Annotated in this window: 15 protein-coding genes; 13 read left to right on the plus strand and 2 right to left on the minus strand. The window is 74.2% G+C overall.

All coding sequences use genetic code 11. The features are described from left to right. Nucleotides 1-163 precede the first annotated feature (163 nt). The 6 genes from AB0O40_RS00490 to AB0O40_RS00515 all read left to right on the plus strand — a co-directional run bounded on the left by AB0O40_RS00490 (nucleotide 164) and on the right by AB0O40_RS00515 (nucleotide 10,148). A complete protein-coding gene (locus AB0O40_RS00490; protein ID WP_365034090.1) occupies nucleotides 164-874 on the plus strand; it encodes a hypothetical protein in 711 nt (236 codons plus the stop codon). 161 nt (nucleotides 875-1,035) lie between these two features. Beyond that, nucleotides 1,036-1,542 carry a toxin-antitoxin system, toxin component gene (locus AB0O40_RS00495; protein WP_365034092.1) on the plus strand — a complete coding sequence of 169 codons (507 nt, stop codon included), beginning with the start codon at nucleotides 1,036-1,038 and terminating at the stop codon, nucleotides 1,540-1,542. A gap of 2 nt (nucleotides 1,543-1,544) precedes the next feature. Further along, nucleotides 1,545-2,756: a DUF6545 domain-containing protein gene (locus tag AB0O40_RS00500; protein WP_365034094.1), complete on the plus strand. Its 1,212-nt coding sequence runs from the start codon at nucleotides 1,545-1,547 to the stop codon at nucleotides 2,754-2,756. Between the two features lie 386 nt (nucleotides 2,757-3,142). Beyond that, entirely contained in the window at nucleotides 3,143-4,369 is a 1,227-nt protein-coding gene (locus AB0O40_RS00505; protein WP_365034095.1) for a beta-ketoacyl-[acyl-carrier-protein] synthase family protein, read from the plus strand. 201 nt (nucleotides 4,370-4,570) lie between these two features. After that, complete coding sequence (locus tag AB0O40_RS00510; protein WP_365034097.1) at nucleotides 4,571-9,025, plus strand: SpaA isopeptide-forming pilin-related protein; 4,455 nt, start codon at nucleotides 4,571-4,573, stop codon at nucleotides 9,023-9,025. 208 nt (nucleotides 9,026-9,233) lie between these two features. Next, nucleotides 9,234-10,148: a L,D-transpeptidase family protein gene (locus AB0O40_RS00515; protein ID WP_365034099.1), complete on the plus strand. Its 915-nt coding sequence runs from the start codon at nucleotides 9,234-9,236 to the stop codon at nucleotides 10,146-10,148. Between the two features lie 39 nt (nucleotides 10,149-10,187). On the opposite strand, the gene AB0O40_RS00520 is transcribed toward AB0O40_RS00515, so the two are convergent. Next, nucleotides 10,188-10,637, minus strand: coding sequence for a hypothetical protein (locus AB0O40_RS00520; protein WP_365034101.1), 450 nt, complete (start codon nucleotides 10,635-10,637; stop codon nucleotides 10,188-10,190). A 175-nt stretch (nucleotides 10,638-10,812) separates the two neighbouring features. On the opposite strand from AB0O40_RS00520, the gene AB0O40_RS00525 reads away from it, so the two are divergent. The 4 genes from AB0O40_RS00525 to AB0O40_RS00540 all read left to right on the plus strand — a co-directional run bounded on the left by AB0O40_RS00525 (nucleotide 10,813) and on the right by AB0O40_RS00540 (nucleotide 14,145). Then, entirely contained in the window at nucleotides 10,813-12,081 is a 1,269-nt protein-coding gene (locus tag AB0O40_RS00525) for a histidine kinase (protein ID WP_365034102.1), read from the plus strand. Beyond that, nucleotides 12,069-12,722: a response regulator transcription factor gene (locus tag AB0O40_RS00530; RefSeq protein ID WP_365034104.1), complete on the plus strand. Its 654-nt coding sequence runs from the start codon at nucleotides 12,069-12,071 to the stop codon at nucleotides 12,720-12,722. The genes AB0O40_RS00525 and AB0O40_RS00530 overlap by 13 nt, the downstream gene beginning before the upstream one ends. Then, nucleotides 12,719-13,579, plus strand: coding sequence for a hypothetical protein (locus tag AB0O40_RS00535; protein ID WP_365034105.1), 861 nt, complete (start codon nucleotides 12,719-12,721; stop codon nucleotides 13,577-13,579). The genes AB0O40_RS00530 and AB0O40_RS00535 overlap by 4 nt, the downstream gene beginning before the upstream one ends. 89 nt (nucleotides 13,580-13,668) lie before the next feature. After that, on the plus strand, nucleotides 13,669-14,145 hold the full coding sequence (locus tag AB0O40_RS00540) for an SPW repeat protein (protein ID WP_365034107.1): 477 nt from the start codon (nucleotides 13,669-13,671) through the stop codon (nucleotides 14,143-14,145). A gap of 84 nt (nucleotides 14,146-14,229) precedes the next feature. Here AB0O40_RS00540 and AB0O40_RS00545 read toward each other — a convergent pair whose 3' ends face one another. After that, a complete protein-coding gene (locus AB0O40_RS00545) occupies nucleotides 14,230-15,231 on the minus strand; it encodes a LuxR C-terminal-related transcriptional regulator (RefSeq protein ID WP_365034109.1) in 1,002 nt (333 codons plus the stop codon). A gap of 167 nt (nucleotides 15,232-15,398) precedes the next feature. Between AB0O40_RS00545 and AB0O40_RS00550 the strand changes: the two genes are divergently transcribed. The 3 genes from AB0O40_RS00550 to AB0O40_RS00560 all read left to right on the plus strand — a co-directional run bounded on the left by AB0O40_RS00550 (nucleotide 15,399) and on the right by AB0O40_RS00560 (nucleotide 22,424). After that, nucleotides 15,399-15,788, plus strand: coding sequence for a hypothetical protein (locus AB0O40_RS00550; protein ID WP_365034110.1), 390 nt, complete (start codon nucleotides 15,399-15,401; stop codon nucleotides 15,786-15,788). 118 nt (nucleotides 15,789-15,906) lie between these two features. Next, nucleotides 15,907-16,044 (plus strand): hypothetical protein, encoded by a 138-nt coding sequence (locus AB0O40_RS00555; protein ID WP_365034112.1) that lies wholly within the window; start codon nucleotides 15,907-15,909, stop codon nucleotides 16,042-16,044. Nucleotides 16,045-16,250: 206 nt separating this feature from the next. Then, a complete protein-coding gene (locus tag AB0O40_RS00560; protein ID WP_365034114.1) occupies nucleotides 16,251-22,424 on the plus strand; it encodes a phospholipase A2 in 6,174 nt (2,057 codons plus the stop codon). Nucleotides 22,425-22,457 lie beyond the last annotated feature (33 nt).

Genomic DNA, 22,457 nt, shown 5'->3' on the forward strand with positions numbered 1-22,457 from the left:
GCATTATCTCATTTTGCCGTTGTTCATGTGTGGTCGGCAGCCGATGGCGGGCGGCGGCGGACCGGAGCCGTCCGCCCCTCGGACGGGGCGTAGTTGCGCAGGCCGCAGCGCGGTCGTTAGGGTCGCACGCCGGAGTCCGCCGCACGCATGATCGGGAGCACGAGTGAGCGACCAACCCGCACCCCGACCGGTCGAGACGCTGCAGCGCATCCGCGAACTCCTCGAACGCGCCGGGCGGGAGCCCGTCGACGCGCTGCGGGTGGCCGGCGAGGGCGGTCTCGCCTACGCCTCCGGCCTGCCCGAGGCCGACGTCGAGGCGCTGCTGCGCGGCGAACCGGTGCCGCCCGTCCCGGCGTCGGGAGGGACCGCGGACCCGGTGGAGGAGCGGCACCGCCAGGTGGTCGAGCGCATCCTCTTCCTGCGCCGGACCCGGCTGCGCGCGCTGCCCGACGGCCAGGTGCGGGCCTACTCCCTGGCCGAGATAGCCGCCGGGGCGGGCACCAGCGCCCAGTGGCTGGACAAGATGATCAAGACCGGCAAGGCCCCCAACCTCGATCACGCCGCCGGTATCGCCGGCTTCTTCGGCGAGAAGATCGAGTTCCTGGTGGCGCCGCCGGCCGAGGCCCTGGACCGGGTCCTCCAGCGGATCCACAAGGACCTCCTCGAGCAGACCGTCGAGCGCCAGGACGCCGACCTGCGCCGGCTGAAGGCCGCGGGCCCCCAGCCCGACCTCGCCGCGCTCGGCGTGGTCGGCTACGCGGCGCGCGCCCTGGCCGACGTACCCGACGACACCGCGCAGCCGATCATCGCCCTGATCGAGTCGATCGCCCGGCGCTCGCGCGAGGACCGGGCCCGGGAGACCGGGGCGGAGTGAGGGCGCCCGCCGCCACCGGGGGTGTGGCGGCCGCAGCGCAGTGACGGAGTGGAACGTGGTCGGGGGACGCGGTTCCATCGGTACGGACGGGACGGGTGCGGCGCGAGGCCGGTGCGCCCGGCCGGAGAGACGGGTGGCACGGGGTGGGCATCTCCCGCGAAATGAAGCGTCATCGTGACGAGCTGTTCACAGGGCTGCCGCGGCCGGTACCCGAGACCGTGGAGGAACTGCTCCGGGCGATCTGCGGCTATCTGACGGAGACCAGCGGGCGCGAGGTGCGCCTGATGATGGAGCCCTTCCCGGTGGGCACGGTCAGCGGCCTCTGGCTCGACCTGGGCGACCACGACGTGATCGCGGTCGAGGCGAACACCTCGCCGCTGCACCAGCTGGTGATCATGGGTCACGAGCTGTGGCACCGCAAGGAGGGCGCCTGCGGTCACAGCGCGGCCGGCGCCATGGCCGCCGCCCGGATGCTCGGCGACCGCTGGACCCTCTCCGAGGCGGTCGCGCACGTGTCCGCGCGCACCGACGTCGACCTCGACGAGGAGCGGCGGGCCGAGAAGTTCGGCCGGATGCTCGCGAGCAAGTTCCGCCCGTACCTGGAGGGCACCCGCGGCGCGCCCGCCGACGGCATCGCCAGCCGCATCTGGGCATCACTGGAAGGCTGACCGTGCACGAGGGCGTCAATTACTACGTGCCGGCGACCGCCATGGGCATCGCCCTGCTGGCGAAGCTGCCGGCGCTGCTGCGCGGTTGGCGCAACCCGATGGTGCGGACCGTGAACACCGTGCTGCTCACGGCCAGCGCCTGCTTCGCCTTCTCGGCCCCGCCGACCATCACCGTGGTCAACCGCCTCACCGGCGTCAGCAACTTCTCGGCCCCGCTGGTCTACTGCATCCTGTGCGCCTTCTCCTGCGCCTGTCTGGTGCTGATGGAGAACTGGCGGGCGGACTCGCGGGTGGACGCGCGGACCCGGCGCCGGATCCGCATCTGGATGGCCTGCTACTGCCTGGTGATCCTCGCGATCATCGGCTGCTTCACGCTGGGCGAGGCGCCCTCCGAGCGGCTGCGGGACTTCGACACCTACTACGCCGACACGCCCTTCATCCGCGAGATGATCGTCCTCTACCTGCTCGCGCACATCGTGGCGGCCTGCGCGACCACGATCGTCTGCTGCCAGTGGGCCCTGGAGATCAGCCGGGACCTCGGCGGCAAGAAGGCCTCCTCGGTCGGCAACTCCCTCCAGGCGGGCCTGGTGGTGCTCGCGGTCGGCTTCGTCTGCAACCTGATCTTCGGCGTGCTCAAGCTGACCGGGGTGCTGATGCACTCCGCCGCGCTCAACGAGGGCGTGGCCCCCTTCATCTCCCTCGACGGCATGGTGGTCACCTTCGGCTTCCTGCTGCCGGTCTTCGGCCCCTGGCTGACCGAGCGGGTCTGGCGGCCCTGCCGGACCTTCGCCGCGCTGAGCCCGCTGCGGGCCCTGATCCGGCCGCCGGCCGGCGCGGGCTCGGTGCTGCTGACCGCGCCCTGGTACGCGGGCCCCGAGCAGCGGCTGATGTACCGGATGACCACCATCAACGACTGGCTGCTGGAGCTGCGCGGCTACTGTGCGGACGGGGTGCGCGAGGACGCCCGCCGGGCGGCCGAGGCGGGCGGGGCCGGCGAGCGGGAGGCGGCGGTGGTCGGGCTCGCCGCGATGTTCGAGACGGCGGTCCGGGACCGGGACCGGGGCGCCCCGGCGGACCCGGCGCAGAGCGCCGCCGCGATCCGGTCCCTGCGGGCCGCGGAGGCGGAGCACGGGGACCTGCTGGTGCGCATCTCCCGGGCGCTCCCGGCGGCCGCCGGCGCGGCCGTGACCGTGCCGGAATTCAATCAGGGTTGACGAGACATCACCTGTAGTTGATACGATCTCATCGAGCACGCAGCCGCTTCCGGCGTCGCGATTCGTCGCGCCGACGGGGGAGAGGCGTCTGCGGCTCGGGGGGAAAGAAGAAGTGGGCGGTTGGCGGACGGCGGCAAGGTCGTCCGGCAGCCGCCGCTTCGTTTTCCGGGCCGTCGGGCCCACCCCGCACTCGCCGTCGAGTCCGCTCCGGCTCGCGGCTGAGGCCGTTCTCCCGAGGTGCGTTGTTGTCGGGACCCTCTAAGCCCCTCCCGTCGAATCGGTGGACTCACCCGCTGACTGATGGGGTTTCAGCTTGGCAGGATCGAGGTCAGCTGGATCAACGCATTGTGGAATCCCCACTGTTCAGGGTTCTCGAGGAGGCAGAGATGGCGGGAAACGGTGCCGGAGACGGCCGGATCGCGGTCACGGGCATGGGCGCCCTGACGCCCCTGGGCGTCGACGCACCCTCCTCCTGGTCCGCGCTGCTGGCCGGCAAGTCGGGTGTGCGCTTCCTCGACCAGGAATGGGCCGCGGAGCTGCCGGTGCACGTCGCGGCAGGCCTGCCCGAGGACCCCGCCGGGCTGCTGCCCCGGGTCGAAGCCCGCAAGCTCGACCGGGGCGAGCAACTGGCCCTGCTCGCCGCCCGGGAGGCCTGGCGGGACGCCGGCGCCCCCGAGGTCGCGCCGGAGCGGCTGGCCGTGGTCATCGGCACCGGCACCGGCGGGATGCTGACCACCCTGGCCCAGGACGACCTCCTCGAGAGCGCCGGCGCCCGCCGGCTCTCCCCGTTCGCCGTCCCCATGCTGATGCCCAACGGCCCGGCGGCCTGGGTCAGCATGGACCTCGGTGCCCGGGGCGGCGCCCGCACCCCGGTCAGCGCCTGCGCCTCCGGCGCCGAGGCCCTTGCCATGGCGCAGGACCTGATCCGGGCCGGCCGGGCGGACGTGGTGGTGGCCGGCGGCGTGGAGGCCTGCCTGCACCCCTTCACCCTCGCGGCCTTCGCCCAGATGAAGGCGCTCTCCACCGCCGCCGAGGACCCGGAGTCGGTGTCCCGGCCCTTCGACGCGGCCCGGTCCGGCTTCGTCATGGGCGAGGGCGCCGGGATCATGGTCCTGGAGCGGGACGGCTTCGCCCGGGCCCGCGGGGCCCGCACCTACGGCGCGCTGGCCGGCAGCGCCGTGACCTCCAGCGCGCACCACATCACCGCCTCGGACGCCGACGGCCAGGTCGTCGCCATGGAGCTGGCGCTGCGCGACGCCGGCCTGGGCGCCTCGGACATCGGGGTGGTGCACGCCCACGCCACCTCCACCGGGTCCGGGGACCTGGCCGAGGCGCAGGCGATCCGCCGGGCGGTCGGCGGCCACGCGGCGGTCACCGCGACCAAGTCGATGACCGGTCACATGCTGGGTGCCTCCGGGACGGTGGGCGCGATGGTCGCGCTGCTCGCCCTGCACGAGGGGGCGCTCCCCGCCACCCGGAACCTGGAGCGGCTGGACCCGGCGATCGACCTGGACGTGGTCCACGGCGAGGTGCGCACCGGCGACTGGGGGGCCGCCCTGGCCAACTCCTTCGGCTTCGGCGGGCACAACGTCAGCCTGGTCCTGACGCGGTAGCGGGACCGCCCGTCCGGCGGGCGGGCATCGGGGTTGTTCTCCTGCTGCGGGCGGGTGATCCCGGCCCCGCCGGTCGGCCGTCCGGGGAGCGCCGCGCGAGATCGTCTGATGAATCATCAGGTGATCTTGGAAGCGAGGGCGATGAAGGTTCCCCTGAGGGCTCCGCGGCGGCGGAGTCCGAGATGGCTGAGCGGGGCCGCGGTGCTGCTGGCACTGCCCGCCCTCGCCACCGGCCCCGCGCTGGCCACCGGAGCGGCCCCCGCCGCCCGGGCGGCCCGGGCCGACGGATCCGTCACGGTCACCGTCGTACGCGACGTCGACTCGGACGGCAGCTGGACACCGGCGCTGGAGGTGGGCGAGGAGGGCATCCCCGTCACCCTCACCGACCCCTCGGGGAAGTCCGGCCAGGGCGTCACCGGCGCCGACGGCAAGGTCGTGCTCTCCCCGGCCGGACTGGGCCTGAGCGGCGGCCGGTACCGGGTCGAGGCGGTCATCCCGGCGGCCAAGTCCTTCCTGCGCCCGGCGCAGGCGGGCGGGCCCGCGCCGACCCTGTCCTCCCTCGTGGAGTTCGTCGACCTGAGCGGCGGGGACGCCACGGTGGTCACCGGGGTGCACAACCCCGCCGACTACTGCCAGGCCAACCCGGACCTCGCCACCCCCTGCTTCCACCAGGGCTCCCCGGGCGTGGTCGGCACCAAGGCCCTGGTCTCCTGGCCGTACGACCGCACCGGGACCACCCCGCCCCCCACGGACGAGTCGACCTTCGAGCAGATCGGCGCGACCTACGGGCTGGCCCACCGCCGCGACACCGACCAGCTGTTCGTCGGCGCGCTGACCAAGCGGCTGATGCCGTACGGTCCGGCCGGTCCCGGCGGCATCTACGTCGTCGACCGGGGCACCCACACCACCTCGCTCTTCACCACCGTCGCGGACGCCGGCGACGCCGTGCACTCGGCCGACCTGACCCGCGACACCATGGAGATCAACAACGCGGTCGGCAAGGAGGGCCTGGGCGACCTCGACCTCGCGGACGACGGCCGCACCCTCTACGCGGTCGGACTCAAGGCCAAGAGCCTGTACGTCTACGACACCGACGGGGCGGGCCCGGGCAAGCCCGCGGCCACCCCGAAGCAGGTCATCCCGGTGCCGGACCCCGGCTGCCCGGGCGGCCCCGGCGACTGGCGGCCGTACGGCCTCGGGATGCACGACGGCGGCGTCTACGTCGGCGGCACCTGCAGCGCCGAGACCCGCGGCCAGGACGCCGATCTGCGGGCCTTCGTCCTCAAGCTGAACGGCACCGCCTTCGACACGGTGATCGGCCACGACCTCGCCTTCGAGCGGGGCATGGGCTACGCCTCCACCCAGGGCGACACGCACTGGCGGCACTGGCTGGCCACCTGGGACCCGTACGCCTGGTTCCTCCAGGCCAACTTCCCGCAGCCGCTGCTGTCCGACATCGTCTTCGACCGCGACGGCTCGATGATCCTGGGCTTCCGGGACCGCCTCGGCGACCAGGCCGGGTACGAGGCGCTGGCCCCCGAGGGCAGCACCGACACCGCGCAGCGCTCGCTCTTCCCGTCGATGGGCGACATGACCCGGGTCTGCAAGACCTCCGGCGGCTGGGTGTGGGACAGCGAGTCCGACGCCTGCCCGAACCACTTCACCCCCGGCAGCGCACCGCCGCAGCAGGACACGGTGAAGGAGTACTACTACGCGGACTCCACCCTCGGGCAGCTCGCCGAGTCGCTCCAGGGCGGCCTGGCCTTCGCGCCCCGCTTCACCAAGACGGTGGCGACCATCGTCGACCCGCTCGACATCTTCACGGGCGGGGTCCGCAAGTTCGACAACACCACGGGCGCGGGCTCGGAGGACTACCAGGTCGACGGCGGCACCGGCTCCTTCGGCAAGGCCAACGGCCTGGGCGACCTGGAGCTGCTGTGCGACCAAGCGCCGCTCCAGGTCGGCAACCGGGTCTGGTTCGACCGGAACCGGGACGGCGTCCAGGGCGCCGACGAGGAGCCGATCCCCGGTGCGACGGTGCAGCTCAAGGACGAGAACGGCACCGTCCTCAAGACCACCACCACCGACGGCCGGGGCGAGTACTACTTCCAGGTCGACCCGGGCACCGCGTACCGGATCACGTACGACGTGAAGACCGGTGACACCTCGGGCATCCCCGAGAAGCCCGCCCCCGCGGACCTGGTGCCCACGGCGAAGGAGCAGGGCACCAACCGCTCGGTCGACTCCAACCCGGACCCGGCGACCCAGACCGAGTCCTTCACCACCGGCCGGGCGGGCGAGAACGACCACACCCACGACGCCGGCTACTACGTCCCGCCCACCGGCAGCGTGAGCGTCCTCAAGCGCGACGCCACCACCCAGCAGCCGCTGGCCGGCGCGGAGTTCCAGCTCTGGCGCGAGTCCAACGGCCGGCCCGGCCTCCAGACCGACGGGGCGACCCCGGACACCGCGGTGGGCCCGGAGTGCACCACCCCGGCCGACGGCCGCTGCCGCACCGACGACCTGCCGCTCGGCGCGTACTACTGGCAGGAGACCAAGGCCCCGGCGGGCCACGTCCTCCCGGACCCGAGTGTCTTCGGCCCGCTGGGCCTGACGGCGCAGAACGCGGCGGACGGCGTCTCGGTCACCGTCGACAACGCCGCGGTGGTCGGCGAGGTCCGGGTCCTGAAGCGGGACGCGGTCACCGGCGCGCCGCTGGCCGGCGCGGAGTTCCAGCTCTGGCGGGAGACCAACGGCCGGACGGGCCTCCAGACGGAGGGCGCGGACCCGGACACGAAGGTGGACGCGGTCTGCACGACCGGCACGGACGGCGGCTGCCGTCGCACCGGCCTGGCGCTGGGCGCCTACTACTGGCAGGAGACCAAGGCCCCGAGCGGCTACGTCCTGCCCGACCCGAGCGTCTTCGGCCCGCTGGCCCTGACGGCCGAGAACGCCGCGGACGGGGTGTCGGTCACGGTCGACGACCGCCCGGCCGTCGGCGAGGTACGGGTCCTGAAGCGGGACGCGGTCACCGGCGCGCCGCTGGCCGGCGCGGAGTTCCAGCTCTGGCGGGAGACCAACGGCGCCCCCGGCCTCCAGACCGAGGGGGCGGACCCGGACACGAAGGTGGACGTGGTCTGCACGACCGGGATGGCCGGCGGGTGCAGCCGGACCGGGCTGGCGCTCGGTTCGTACTACTGGCAGGAGACCAAGGCTCCGTCCGGTTACCTGCTGCCGGACCCGAGCGTCTTCGGACCGCTGGACCTGACGGCGGAGAACGCCGCTGACGGGGTGTCGGTCACGGTCGACGACCGGCACATGGTCGGTGAGGTGCGGGTGGTCAAGCACGACGCCACCACCGGCGGCCCGCTGGCGGGCGCGGACTTCCAGCTGTGGCGGGACACCAACGGCAGCCCCGGCCTCCAGACCGGTGGCGCCACCCCGGACACGAAGGTCGGGGACCCCTGCACCACCCCGGCCGACGGCGTCTGCCGTACCGAGGGGCTGCCGCTGGGGACGTACTACTGGCAGGAGACCAAGGCCCCGGCCGGTTACCGGCTGCCGGACCCGGGGGTCTTCGGACCGCTGGAACTGACCGAGGGGAACTCCGCCGACGGCGTGTCCGTCACGGCCGACGACCAGCCGGTGCTCGGCGAGCTCCGGATCACCAAGCACGACGTCGACACCGACCGGCCGCTGGCCGGTGCGGAGTTCCAGCTCTGGCGCGAGACCAACGGCACGCCCGGCCTCCAGACCGAGGGTGCGGACGCCGACACGAAGGTGGCCGCGGCCTGCACCACCGGCGCGGACGGCGGCTGTGTCCGCGACGGGCTCCGACTGGGCTCGTACTACTGGCAGGAGACCAAGGCCCCCGACGGCTACCGGCTCCCCGAGCCGAACGTCTCGGGCCCCTTCACCCTGACCGAGCAGAACGCCGACCAGGGCCTCACGGTCAAGATCGTCAACCGGCAGAAGACCGGATCGGTCGCCATCCTCAAGACCGACCGGGCCACCGGCCGGCCGCTGGCCGGTGCGGAGTTCCAGCTCTGGCGCGAGACCAACGGCACCCGCGGCCTCCAGACCGAGGGCGCGACCCCCGACACCAAGGTCGGACCGGCCTGCACCACGGCGGCCGACGGCCTGTGCACCGGCCGCGACCTGCCGCTGGGCGCGTACTACTGGCAGGAGACCAAGGCGCCCGAGGGCTACCGGCTGCCCGACCCGGCGGTCAGCGGACCGCACCTGCTCACCGCCGAGCAGGCGGACCAGGGCATCAGCGTGACCTTCGGCAACGACGAGATCGTCGGGAGCATCAACGTCGTCAAGGAGGACGCCACCACCGGACGTCCGCTGCGCGGCGCGGTCTTCGAGCTCTGGCGCGAGACCAACGGACGCACCGGACTGCAGACCGGGGGCGGCACCGCCGACACCAAGGTCGGCCCGGCCTGCGCCACCGACGCCGACGGCTACTGCGACTTCGGCGCGCTGCCGCTGGGGACGTACTACCTGCGCGAGACCGCGGTCCCCGAGGGGTACCGGCTGCCGGCGAACCCGGTCAGCGGGCCCTACGTCCTGACCAAGGACAACGCCGACGTCGGCATCGTCGTGACCCTGGTCAACAAGCGCGGTGAGCCCCCCAAGGGCAAGCCGCACTGACGGCTCCGGCCAGGAGCGGACGGGCCGGGCCCCGGTGGTGCAGACCGCCGGGGCCCGGCCCGCGTCCGTGCCCGGCCCGCCCCGGTCCGCAACCCGGATGGCCCGTCCGCCCGCGTACCGCCGCGCCGGACGTGCTCGAATGCCAGGCAGGGGGCGGCGAGAGCAGGCAGGAAGCGCGAGCAGGAACAGTACGAGGAAGGGCGGTCCCATGCACCGAACCGGCCCCCGGCACGGCGGCCCCGGTCCGGCCGGCGCCGCGGCCCTCGCCGTCGTGGCCCTGGCGGCGCTGGCGGCCGCGCCGGCCGCCCTGGCCGCGGACGGCCCCGGGGACATATCCCCGGCCCCGGCGGCCACCGCGGCGCGGCCGCCGGACGGCAGTACGCCGGACACGGCCCCGCCGCCCACCGCCACCACCCCGGCCACCGGCACGACCCCGCCGACCGCCGGGACCGCCCCGCCGACCGGCACCACCCCGCCGTCGGCCACCGCCGCGCCGCCCGCCGGGACCGCCCCGCCCGTGGCGGACGCCTGTACCGCGGACACCGGCCCGTACCAGCGGGAGCTGGAGGCCTATCTCGGACGGCCGGTGGACGGCCGGCAGAGCGAGGCGGACTGCCGGGCCGTCCGGGCCTTCCAGGAGGCGCAGGGGCTCGACCCCGCCGACGGCTACCCGGACCTGGCCACGTACCGCACGACCCTGGTCGTCGAGGAGCGCCGGCACCCGAACCGGGACGGCCGGTGCCCGGCGGAGGCCGGCCGGGTGGTCTGCGTGGACCTCACCCGCCAGCTGATGTGGGTCCAGCGCGGCGGCAAGCCCGTCTACCAGGCCGTACCGGTGCGCAGCGGCCGCGAGGGCCAGGAGACCCGCACCGGCCGCCACGAGATCGACGAGCGGGTCATCGACGAGCACTCCGAGCTGTACGACGACGCGCCCATGCCCTACGCCCAGTACTTCGACGGCGGCCAGGCCCTGCACGGCGTGTACGGCGACCTCTTCGAGGGGCCCGGCTCCGCGGGCTGCGTCAACCTGCACTACGAGGACGCCGAGCGGCTCTGGAACACCACCCGCACCGGCGACCCGGTGGTCGTCTGGGGCCGCAAGCCCGCCACCGGCCCGAACTGACCCCGCCCACCCGCCCGGCCGGCGCCGGACGCCCCGGACTCACCGCTCCCGGGCGCCGTCCGGGCGCCGCAGCGCCAGCACCCCGCACACCACCGCCAGCGGCAGCTCGGCACAGAAGGCCATCGTCAGGGCCGTGGCCAGCTCGGCCCCCGGATCGGAGGTGGTGACGTCGAACCACGCGTCGGTGACCAGCAGGGCCGCCGTGGCCGCCGCCAGCGGGGCGGCTCGGGGGTCCGCCCGGCGCAGCAGCAGCCCGGTGCCCAGCAGGCCCGCCGCCATCATGGCGTCCAGGCCGACCCAGGCGGTGTTCCAGTGCGAGACCTGCGTGGTGGCCGGCAGGGTCTTCGCCAGCACCACCATCCACGGCAGCAGCACCAGCCCGCTGCCGGCCAGCAGCGCGGCCGGGCGGCGCAGGACCCCCGGGCCCCGCCGGGCGGTCGCGGCGGCCGTCACCGGGCGGCGACGCGGGTGCGGGGCGATGAGGGTCATGCGGGCGGGCTCCTTCCGGCCCGGCGGCCGTTCCGCCGGGGTGTGACCAAGCCTGGTCGCCGAGCGCGTCGCGGTCAGTAGCGTGGAATTCCGATCATCTGGTGGTGCTAGGTTCACCATGGCGGGGGCACTGGTCGGATGGACCGGGTCTGAACAGCGGTGACAGCGTGGGGGCATGGCGATGGCAGGGCCGCTGCGGCATGCGTACGGGCCGCTGCGGCGCGCGTACGACCGGACCGTGGCACACGCTCCGTGGTCGGCCCGGACCTGGCGGGACACCGCCTTCGCCGCGGCCGCCCTCCCGATGGCGCTGCCCGCCGGCCTGGCCGGGTACGCCGCCGTCGAGGCGCCCGGGAAGCTGGGCCCCGTGCTCCTGTGCCTGCTCGGCCTGAGCCCGCTGCTGACCTCCCTCCAGCGCAGCCGGTTCTGGTCCCTTCTGGGGCTCGATGTTCCTCCGGTCCGCCGTGAGATCCGCTGGTACCTGCCTCGAGGCCTGCTCGAACGGCTGCGCTCCGAGGCGACCTGGCGGCAGTACTGCTACCACCTGGCCCTCGCCCCGCTGTTCGCCGTCGGGGGCGCGGCGGTGGTGCTCTGCTGGGCCGCCGGGGCCGCCGGCAGCGCCGTCTACGGCTGGGACTGGCTGCTGCCCGTCACCACCCGTCGGCCCGGCTGGACCGCCGCGGACGACCTGATCACCACCACCGGCGTCCTGCTGCTGCTCCTGACCCCCTGGCTGGCCGCCGGCCTGGCCCGGCTGGAGGCCGCCGCGGCCACGTCCCTGCTCGGTCCCAACCGGGCCCGGGAGCTGGCCCGCCGGGTCGAGGACCTGGCCGAGAGCCGGGCCGGCGTGCTGGACGCGGCCGACCTCGAGCGCCGACGCATCGAGCGGGACCTGCACGACGGCGCCCAACAGCGGCTGGTGGCCCTGGCGATGAACCTTGGGATCGCCCGCGCCACCCTCACCGACCTGCCGCCCGAGGCCCGGGCCGTCATCGACGAGGCGCACCGGCAGGCCAAGGAGGCCATCGCCGAGCTGAACGACCTCGTCCGGGGGCTGCACCCGGCCGTCCTGGAGGACCGGGGCCTGGACGCGGCGCTGTCCGGGATCGCGGCCCGGGCGCCCTTCCCGGTCACGCTGCGCGTGGACCTGCCCGAGCGGCCGGGCCCGACCGTGGAGGCGGTGGCGTACTTCGTGGTCTCCGAGGCGCTGGCCAACGTCGCCAAGCACGCCCGGGCCGAGGCTTGCACCGTGGAACTGGCCCGGCACGGTGCCGTGTTGCGGATCGAGGTGACCGACGACGGGATCGGCGGCGCCGATCCGGCCGCCGGCACCGGACTGCTGGGCCTGCGCAAACGCGTGGGGTCCGTGGACGGGACCCTCGCCATCGACAGCCCCGCCGGGGGCCCGACCGTCATCACCGTGGAGCTGCCGTGCGTGCCGTGATCGCCGAGGATTCCGTATTGCTGCGGATCGGCCTCGTCAAGGTCCTGGAGATGGCCGGCTTCGAGGTGGCCGCCGAGACCGGGGACGGCGAGGCCCTGCTGGCCGCGGTGGAGGCGCACCGGCCCGCGCTCGCCCTGGTCGACGTCCGGATGCCGCCCGGCTTCACCGACGAGGGCGTGCGGGCGGCGCTGATGATCCGGCAGCAGTGGCCGGACACCGCCGTGCTGCTGCTCTCGCAGTACGTGGAGGAGCGCTACGCCGCGGACCTGCTGTCCGCCCGGGCCGGCGGTGTCGGCTACCTCCTCAAGCAACGGGTCGCCGACGTCGAGGAGTTCATCGACGCGCTGCGCCGGGTCGCGGCCGGCGGCACCGCCCTGGACCCGCAGGTGGTCGCCCAGCTGCTGCTGCGCCGGGGCGGTGGCGGCGATCCGCTGGAGCGGCTGACCCCGCGCGAGCGGGAGGTGCTGGCGCTGATGGCCGAGGGCCGGTCCAACGCGGGCATCGCGGCGGGGCTGGTGGTCGGCGAGAGCGCGGTGGCCAAGCACATCAACAACATCTTCGCCAAGCTCGACCTGCCCCCGGCCGAGGGCGACCACCGCCGGGTGCTCGCCGTACTCCGCTTCCTGGAGGGGGCGTCGTGACGGGTGCCGGGGCGGCGCCGGACGGGCCGTCCCACCGTGAGCGGGGCGCCGCGGACCCGGCCCCCTCGGCACGCCCGCGGCACCGGGGCGGCTGGTACGCCGCCGCCGTCCTCGGGGCCCTGCTGGTGCTCGTCCCGCTGGGGCTCCGGCTCTGGTCGCAGGGCACGGTGCACAGCCGGCCGCTGGCCGGCGGCAGCCTGGGGCACCCGGTCCGGGCCGTGGAGATCGACGCCGGCGGGGCCGAACTGACCGTCGCCCCGGGCCCCGACGGCCGGGTGGACTACCGCGGCACCGTCCGGGCGCCGGCCGGCCGGGCGGCCGTGGTCCGGCAGTGGCGGGGCGACACCCTGCTGCTGGCGGTCCGGTGCGAGGGGCCGCAACTGCCCGGCCTGGGCTGCGCGGTGACGGTGGGCGTGACCGTGCCGGCCGCCCTGCCGCTCCGGCTGGCAGGGGGCTCCGGGACCGCCGTCGTCAGCGGCCTGCGGGGCCCGGTGCGGGTCGCCGGCGGCTCCGGCACGGTCGTGCTGCGCGGCCTGGCGGGCCCGGTGACCGCCGAGGTGGGCTCCGGCACCCTGCGCGGGGTCGCCCTGACCTCGCCGCTCGCCGAGGTCCGGGCCGGCTCCGGGCAGGCCCTGATGGACTTCGCGGCCCCGCCGGACCGGCTGACCGGCGAGGCGGGCTCGGGCACCGTACGGATCGGCCTGCCGCCCGGCACCGGCTACCGGACGCAGTGCTCGGCCCGGTCCGGCAGCTGCGCGGTCGCCGGGGCCCTGACGGACCCCGGGGCCCCGCGCACGCTGCGGCTGACGGCCGGCTCCGGCACCGCGAGCGCCGGTCTGGGCTTCGGGGAGGGATAAGTACAGGTCAGAGGGGCTTGACCGGGGATCCCGACCGGCGTTACAAATGGGGTAAAGGGCACATAAAGCTTCATGGGAGGCGGCCCGACATGACGACCCATCCAAGCATTGAGCAACACCCCGACCTCGCCGAGATGCGCTCCCGGTTCGAGCGGGCGACCACCACCCCCCGGGCACAGGCCGTCGAGACGCTGGCCCTGCTGACCGGCGTGTACCTCGCGGCCTCGGCGTGGATCGTGGGGTTCAACAACCTCGGCCCGCTGACCGTGAGCAACCTGATCACCGGCGTGGCCTACTGCCTGATCATGGGCGGCTTCGGCAACGCGTACGAACGCACCCACTCGATGGCCTGGGCGGCCATCGCGATCGGCGCCTGGACGATCGTGGCGCCGTGGGTCATCGCCGGGAAGATGGACACGACCCGCAGCGTGGTCAGCAACGTCATCTGCGGCGCGGTGGCCCTCCTCCTCGGCCTCGCCATGGCCGGCACCGCCGCGATGGGCGGCGGCACCCGCACCCGCCCCCTGAGGGGCGCCCGCGGGACGAACCTGGACCCGATGGTCTGACCGCCGGGACCTGTTCGGAACATCGGGGACTGCGACCCCCTGCGCCTGTTTCCGGGTGCGGGGGGTCGGCTGCGCGGCCGCTGCTCAGGCGGGCATCGGCAGCCAGCCCCGCTGCACCGCCCGCACCCCCGCCTCGAACCGGCTCCGCGCCCCCAGCCGTTCCATCAGGTCGTTGGCCAGCCGCCGGGACGTGCGCGGCGAAACCCCCAGCCGCTTGGCGATCGCATCATCCGTGTGCCCCTCGGCCAGGAACCGCAGCACCGCCTCGAGCTGCGGGCTGAGCGCGTCCGAGGACGCCCCCGCCCCCGTCGCCGCACCCATCGGCTCGGCCGACTCCCACAGGCTCTCGAAGAGCGCCGTGAGCGCACTGAGCGTGCCCTGGCCGGTCAGGACGACCGCCCCGGCGGCGGTGTCGTGGCTGCTCACCGGGATCACGGCGGTGGCACGGTCCACGATGATCATGCGGGTGGGCAGGGTCGGCACGGTCCGGACCCGGCCGCCCCGCGCCGCCAGCCAGTCCGCGTACTCGACGGTGGGCCGGTCGTTGCGCACGCTGGAGAGGTAGATGGTGCGCATCCGCACGCCCCGGCCCAGCAGTTCCTCGTCGAGGGGCCGGGCCGCGGCCAGGTTGGCGGGGCTCTGGCCGCCGCCCGGGGCCAGGCTCATGACCTCCTCGCGCACCTCGCGGGTGAGCCGGGCCAGCCGGTCGCGGATCTCGTCCAGGCCCAGCAGCTGCTCCACGCCCGGGTGGGCGGTGCCCGGCCGCAGGTCGGCGTACTCGGCGATCAGCTGGGCGGCGGCGGCCCGGGACTCGGCGAGCCGCTGCTGCTGCGCGGCGATCTCCGCCTGCTGGCGGACCATCAGCATTTCCATGCCCACGTCGGGGGAGACGGCGCGCAGCGCGCCGGCGTCGGCGTGCGAGGGGCGGACCAGGGAGAGGGTGCTGAGCTCGTCGAGCGCGGCGCGCACCCGGTCCTCCGGGAGGGCGCATGCGGCGCCCAGCGCGGCCACGCCGTCCATGGGCCGGCGGAGCATGGCCCGGTAGACGACCTCGGCCTCGGCGTCCAATCCCAGTGTAGTGAGCATGACAGCCTCAGCCCCCGTGTGATGCGTGATCTCTCATGATCTTCTCAGAAGCGACCCGGCGGTAACGAAAAACTGACGGAGTGAAAGGTGGACGGTTCCGGCCACCACCGGAACCGTCCGGCCGGTCGGCTGGCCCCGGGCCGCCTCCCCTTCCCACTCTGGGGGGCATGTACCTCGTCCATGTCGCCCTGCGGCCCCCGCCCGGCGGCACCCTCGGTGCGGACCTGCCCGCCCGGCTGCGCGCCCTCGCCCGTCCCGAAGAGGCCCTCGAGCACGTCGTCAACCAGCCCGACGCCCTGCCGTACCCGGTCCTCGGCTGCTATCTGGTGGCCCGCTCCCTCGTCGAGGCCGAGCGCACCGCGCTGGCCCTGCTGCGGCGCGCCACCCTGCTGCTGCCCGCGCTGCGCGGGTGGACGGTGGTGCGCGCCCAAGTGCCGCTGCTCGCGCCGTTCCTGGAGCTCACGGCCGTGTCCGCCGAGGGCCGGGACGGATCCGGTCACGACCGGATCCGTCCAGCCGGAATCCCTTCCGAGCACCCCGGGGCGGCTGAAAACTAATGCCCAGCGGCCGGGACACCGGCCAGGAACCGGAACCGGAAGGCGCCACCGCGGGGCGCCGGAGGACCGGAACCAGCCACCCCGATGCCTTCCCTCCGATTCCCCCCGAGGACCCCTCATGCTCCGCACCCGTACCCTCCTGGCCGCCGCGGTCGCCGCCCTCGCGCTGACCCTGCCGGCCGCCGCCGCGGCCCAGGCCGCCACCCCGGCCGCCGCCCCCGTCACCGCCACCACCGCTTCCATGGGCTGGGAGTAGTACCGGCGGGGGTGTCCAGCCGATCCGGCCGGCCCGGTGACCACCCGTCACCCACCGGCCCGATCGACGCGACACCCCCGGGCGCCCCGCCGCGTCACCCCGCGGCCCGCCACGCCCCGTCCGGCCCCGCCCGCCCGAACTCCCCCCGTTCCGCAGGCCCTCGTGTCCCCTGCGGCCACCCCGTTCCCCCGTGAGGTAGATCCCCCATGCCTTCTGACGAGATACCCGACGCCACCGCCGAGCGAAGAGCACTGCCGGACAACCGCCGCCGGCGGATGTGGCAGGCCGCGGCCATCGCCGTACTGATGGTCGGCGACGGCGGCATCGCCCTCGCCAGCACCCAGCAGAGCGCCCCGGCCAAGCCGCCCCGGACCGCCGCCCAGGGCCGCGGCCAGGCCGCCGCCGAAGCCCCCAACGCGGCCTCCGCCCGCCTGATGGCGAAGGTGCAGAAGCGCCGGATCGAGATCCTCTCGGAGCGCACCGACTCCACCACCAGCTACGCCAACCCGGACGGTACGACCAGCACCGAGACCTTCACCGGTGCCATCCGCGCCAAGGACGAGCACGGCGACTGGGCCCCCATCGACATGACCCTCGTCGCCGAGGACGGGGTGGTCCAGCCCAAGCAGGCCGCCGCCGACGTCGAGCTCTCCGACGGCGGCACGGGCGAGCCGCTGGCCTCCGTCGACAAGGGCAAGCACTCCCTCGGCGTCTCCTGGGAGGGCAAGCTCCCCAAGCCGAAGCTGGACGGCCCCACCGCCACCTACGAGAACGCCGTCCCCGGCGGCGACCTGGTGGTCACCGCCCTCAAGGAGGGCTTCACCCACAACGTCGTCCTGCGCGAACGCCCCAAGGGCCCGGTCGAGTTCCGGCTGCCCGTCGAGGCCGCGGGGCTGACCCTCAAGGAGACCGGCGACAAGCGGCTGCGCTGGGACGACGCGCAGAACAAGGCCAAGGCGACCGCCCCCGCGCCCGTGATGTGGGGCGCCGCGATGGACAAGGCCTCCGGCGAGCCCGAGAAGATCTCCGCGGTCGACGTGGACATCGTCAAGGGCAAGGACGGCAAGCAGGTCCTGGTCCTCAAGCCCAGCGCCGCCTTCCTCAACGACCCGAACCTGAAGTACCCGGTGACGATCGACCCCACCGACTCCCTCATGGGCGCGATCACCGACACCTGGATCCAGTACGACGACTACCTGACCTCGCAGCGCGGTTCCACCGAGCTGAAGGCCGGCACGTACGACGGCGCCGAGAAGGCCCGTTCGTTCCTGCAGTTCAACGTGGACAAGTACAAGGGCAAGCAGATCCTCGACGCGAAGCTGAGGATGTACTCGTACTACGCGTCGACCTGCAACACCGCCAACGCCGGCGTCCAGGTCCGCCGGGTCACCGCCGCCTGGGACCCGTCCGCCATCACCTGGGCCAACCAGCCCGCCACCACCGCCACCGGCGCCGCCGTCAACAAGGACGCCAAGGGCTACAGCTCCGCCTGCCCCGCCGGGCAGTCCACCTGGGAGCTCGACCCGATCGCCCAGTCCTGGGCCGACGGCCAGCCCAACTACGGCATCCGGCTGGCCTCGGCCGACGAGTCCGACCCGCTGACCTGGCGCCGGTACCGCAGCGCCAACTACGTGGACGGCTCGCACAACCCGACGTACGAGCCCTCGCTGACGGTCAACTACAACACCAAGCCGGGCGCGGCCACCCCGGTCTCCCCGCTGTCGGGCACCTCGACCAACGACACCACGCCGACCCTGACGGGCAAGGCCACCGACGCCGACGGCAACACCGTCCAGCTCACCTACGAGATCTGGACCTCCAACGGCACCGCCGCCCTCCAGACCGGCAAGTCGGCCTTCACCGCCTCGGGCAGCAACGCGCCCTGGACGCCCACCACCGCGCTCGCCCCGGGCAGCTACAAGTGGCGGGCCGCCGTCTCCGACGGCAACGTCTTCAACGGCACCTGGTCGGCCTGGCAGACCTTCACGGTCGACACCACCAAGCCCGCCACCAGCGCCGTCTCCTCGACGGCCTTCCCGGCCGGCCAGTGGTCCGGCACCGCCAACTCCAACGGCGACTTCAGCGGCAACTTCACCTTCACCCCGCCCACCGCGGACGTGAAGGACATCCAGTACAAGCTCGACGCGGGCACCTGGACCACCGCCGCCACCACCGGCACCGCGGTCACCAAGGCCCTGACCTTCCGGGCCGGCAAGCACACCCTCAGCGTGCACACCCGTGACGCCGCCGGGAACGTCTCCGCCGACGTCACGTACACCTTCTACGCCGGCTCCGGCGCCGCGCTGCTGGCCCCGGCCGAGGGCGACCGCCCCGCCAGCCGCACCGCGCTGCTGGCCCAGGCCAAGCCCGGCGACACCGGCGTGCGCTACCAGTACCGCCGCGGCGAGACCGACGCGTGGAAGGACGTGCCGGTCGCCGACGTCCGGGTGGCCGCCAACGGCTCCACCCCGGCCGCCTGGCCGGTCGCCATCACCGGCGGCACGGTCCCCGAGCTGAGCTGGAACATCACCCAGACCCTCACCGCCGACGGCCCGGTCGACGTGCGCGCCGTGGTCACCGACGGCACCTCCACCGACTACTCCCCGGCCAACACGGTCACCGTGGACCGCGCCGCGGGCGCCGCCCCCGACCTGCCCGTCGGCCCCGGCAGCCTCAACGCCCTGACCGGCGACTACACCCTGGGCTCGACCGACACCACCGTCTTCGGGATGTCCGTCACCCGCAACGCCTCCTCGCGCCGCCCCGGCCAGGGCGCCGCCACCCTGGGTCAGGCCGCCATCTTCGGTCCGGAGTGGTCCTCCGGCCTGGAGCTCGCGGCCACCGGCAGCAACTGGTCCACGGTCCGCGAGCCCGGCGCGGGCCTCGCCACCGTCACCGACGGCGAGGGCGACCAGACCGGCTTCACCGCCACCACCGGCGGCGGCTGGAAGCCCGAACCCGGCGCGGAGGGCCTGGCCCTCGCCAAGCAGGCCGACGGCAGCTACACGCTGACCGACACCACCGGCGTGGTCAGCACCTTCACCAAGCCGGCCGGCACCGACGCCTGGCAGCTCTCCGGCACCGCCCGCCCCACCGACGACCCGGCCAACCCCTCCACGGTCCTGGTCTCCACGGTCGTCACCGAGAACGGCAAGCAGGTCGCGCGCCCCAAGTACCTGGTGGCCCGCACCGGCGCCGTCTCCGTCGACCTGTGCAAGGCCACCCCGGCCACCAAGGGCTGCCGCGTCCTGGAGTACGTGTACGCCAACTCCACCACCGCCACCGACCTGGCCGTCGGCGACTACGCGGGCCGCGTCTCGGGCATCCGCCTGTGGGCCACCAACCCCGGCGCCGCCGCGGCCACCGCCACCGACGTCGTCTCGTACCTGTACGACAAGGACGGCCGGCTGCGGCAGATGTGGGACCCCCGCATCTCCCCGGCGCTCAAGACGCTGTACGACTACGACACCGCGGGCCGGGTCACCAAGCTGACCCCCGTCGGCGAGCTCGCCTGGACCTTCAGCTACGCCAAGGCCGGCAGCTCCCCGGTGGCCGGTGACGGCATGCTGACCCGGGCCGCCCGCCCCGCCCTCAAGCAGGGCTCGGCCACCGAGACCGACGGCACCGCCGGCACCTCCGTGGTCTACGAGGTCCCGCTGACCGGCGCCAAGGCCCCCTACGGCATGGCCGCCGCCCAGGTCGCGGCCTGGGGCCAGAGCGACGTACCGACCGACGCCACGGCCGTCTTCCCGGCCGACCAGGTGCCGGCCGGCGCCACCGGCGACCAGCTGACCGCCGCCGACTACCGGCGCGCCGCGGTCACCTACACCAACGCCTCCGGCCGCCTGGTCAACACCGCGCAGCCCGGCGCCCACATCGACACCACCGAGTACGACACCTTCGGCAACACCGTCCGCGAACTGAGCGCCGCCAACCGCGAGCTGGCCCTGGGCACCGCCGCCGGCGCCCCGGAGATGCTCGACGCGCTCAACATCTCGGACCTGGCCACCGCCGACCGCGCCGACCTGCTCTCCTCGCGGAGCATCTACGGCAAGGACGGCGTCAGCGAGGTCGAGGCCTACGGCCCGCTCAAGCTGACCGGCGTGGCGGCCCCGCTGCCCGCCACCGGTGACCTGCCCGCCGTCCCGGCCGGCAGCCAGCTGCCCGGCCGCGAGCACACCCGCACCAGCTACGACGAGGGCCGTCCCACCGACGGCAGCGCCAAGGTCAGCCACCAGCAGACCAAGCTGATGACCGGCGTGCTGGTCCCGGGCTACCCCGAGGCCGACGTCCGCACCACCGCGACGGCGTACGACTGGGCCAAGGGCCTGCCGACCGCCAGCACCGAGGACCCGGGCGCCCTGGGCGTCACCCGCACCACCCAGTACGACGCCGCCGGCCGGCCCGTCCTGGCGGCCACCCCTTCCTCCAGCGGTGACGACGCCTCCGCGATGAAGACCGTCTACTGGAGCGCCACCGGCAGCGGCGAGTGCGCGGGCCGTCCCGAATGGGCCGACCTGGTCTGCAAGACCGCCCCGGCCGCCAAGGCCACCGGCACCAACGGCAACCCGGACGAGGGCCTGACCACCGTCACCGAGTACGACCGGCACGGCCAGATCGCCAAGGTCACCGAGTCCGGCAACGGCGTGACCCGCACCAAGACCACCACCTACGACGCGGCCGGCCGGGTCGCGAGCACCGGCTACACCGGCGGCGTGGGCGCCGCGGTCAAGACCAGCCTGACCACCTACGACCCGGCCACCGGCAAGGTCGCCAAGGTCGCCACCGACGACGCCGCCGTCACCAGCGAGTACGACGCGCTGGGCCGCCTCGTCAAGTACACCGACGCCGACGGCGCCACCACCGGCACCGAGTACGACGCGCTGGGCCGCACGGTGAAGACCACCAGCTCCGCCCCCTTCACCATCAGCTACGAGTACGACTCCGCCGCCGAGCCCCGGGGCCTGGCGACCAAGGTGACCGACTCGGTGGCCGGCGTCTTCACCAACGTCTACGACGGCGACGCCAAGACGATCCGCCAGACCCTGCCCGGCGGCGTCACGATGCGCCAGACCAACGCGCCCAACGGCGAGGCGGTCGCCCGCACCTACACCCTCGACGGCCAGAGCGAGCCCTTCTTCGCCAGCAACGGCACCACCTCGGTGCACGGCGAACTGGTCGAGCGGGCCGGCCTGACGGTCGCCGACAACACCTACGACGGTGCCGGGCGCCTGGTGCGCAGCGCCACCGAGGCCCAGGACGGCTCCGGCGCCTGCGCCCTGTACACCTACAGCTACAACCCGAACGGCAGCCGCAAGGGCGAGGCCTCGGCCACCGGCACCACCGAGGCGGGCTGCCCGTCCTCGACCGGCACCGCCACCGCGCACTCCTACGACTCGGCCGGCCGGATCGTCGACGCGGGCTACGCCTACGACGCCCGGGGCCGGGCCACCGCCAGCCCGGACGGACTGGCCACCGAGTACTTCGTCAGCGACCAGCCGCAGCGCCAGACCGCCGGTGACCGCCGGCAGACCTGGACGCTGGACCCGGCGGGCCGCGAGCGCTCCGCGGTGATCGAGACCGGCACGGCCGGCACCTGGGCCACCACCGAGACCCAGCGCTTCCACTACGACGAGGCCGACCAGCTGATCTGGACCTCGAACGGCAGCGGGGTCACCCGCAGCCTGATCACCGACGTGGACGACCTGAACGGCATCGCGGCGGTCGACGCCGACGGCACCGTGACGATCGAGCTGAACGAGGCCACCGACGAGGGCCAGGTCCAGTACACCCCCGGCACCGGAGCCTTCCTGGTGCAGGACGGCGCGGCCGGACTGCCCTCGGGCGCCGCCCTCGCCGGATCGATCAACGGCCAGGACGCGACCGGCGCCGCCGGGATCCTCGCCCAGTGCCCCGACTGCAAGGCCACCCCGCTGGCGGCCTCGGCCATGACGGTCACCGCCTACGGATCCCCGCGCGGTTCGGCCGCCTCGGCCGCCGACTACTGGCTCTTCGACCGCGGCCTGTGGGCCTTCCGGGACGAGAAGAAGCGCCGCGGCCACCGCAACGACCTGGTCTGGTCGGACGACGGCTGCTCCGCCCCCTGGTACGGCTACATCATCATCGGGGCGCCGCTGGCCTACTACTCCAGCCAGTTCTACTGGCCCTGCGCCCGCCACGACTTCGGCTACCGCAACTACCGCAAGCAGAACCGCCGGACCCGTCACAACAAGGACCGCGTGGACTCCCGCTTCAAGTACGACATGAAGAAGCGGATCTGCGAGCCGAAGTTCATCGAGACGGCCTGCAACCTGGCGGCGGACGGCTTCTACTGGGCGGTCCACAAGCACGGCGACTCGTCCTTCTTCAAGAAGTGGTGACGAGCGGCAGGAAGAACACCCCGTGAGACCGGC

Origin of the sequence: Streptomyces sp. NPDC089919, from assembly GCF_040684615.1 — a bacterium.
In the GTDB taxonomy this organism is placed as follows: domain Bacteria; phylum Actinomycetota; class Actinomycetes; order Streptomycetales; family Streptomycetaceae; genus Streptomyces.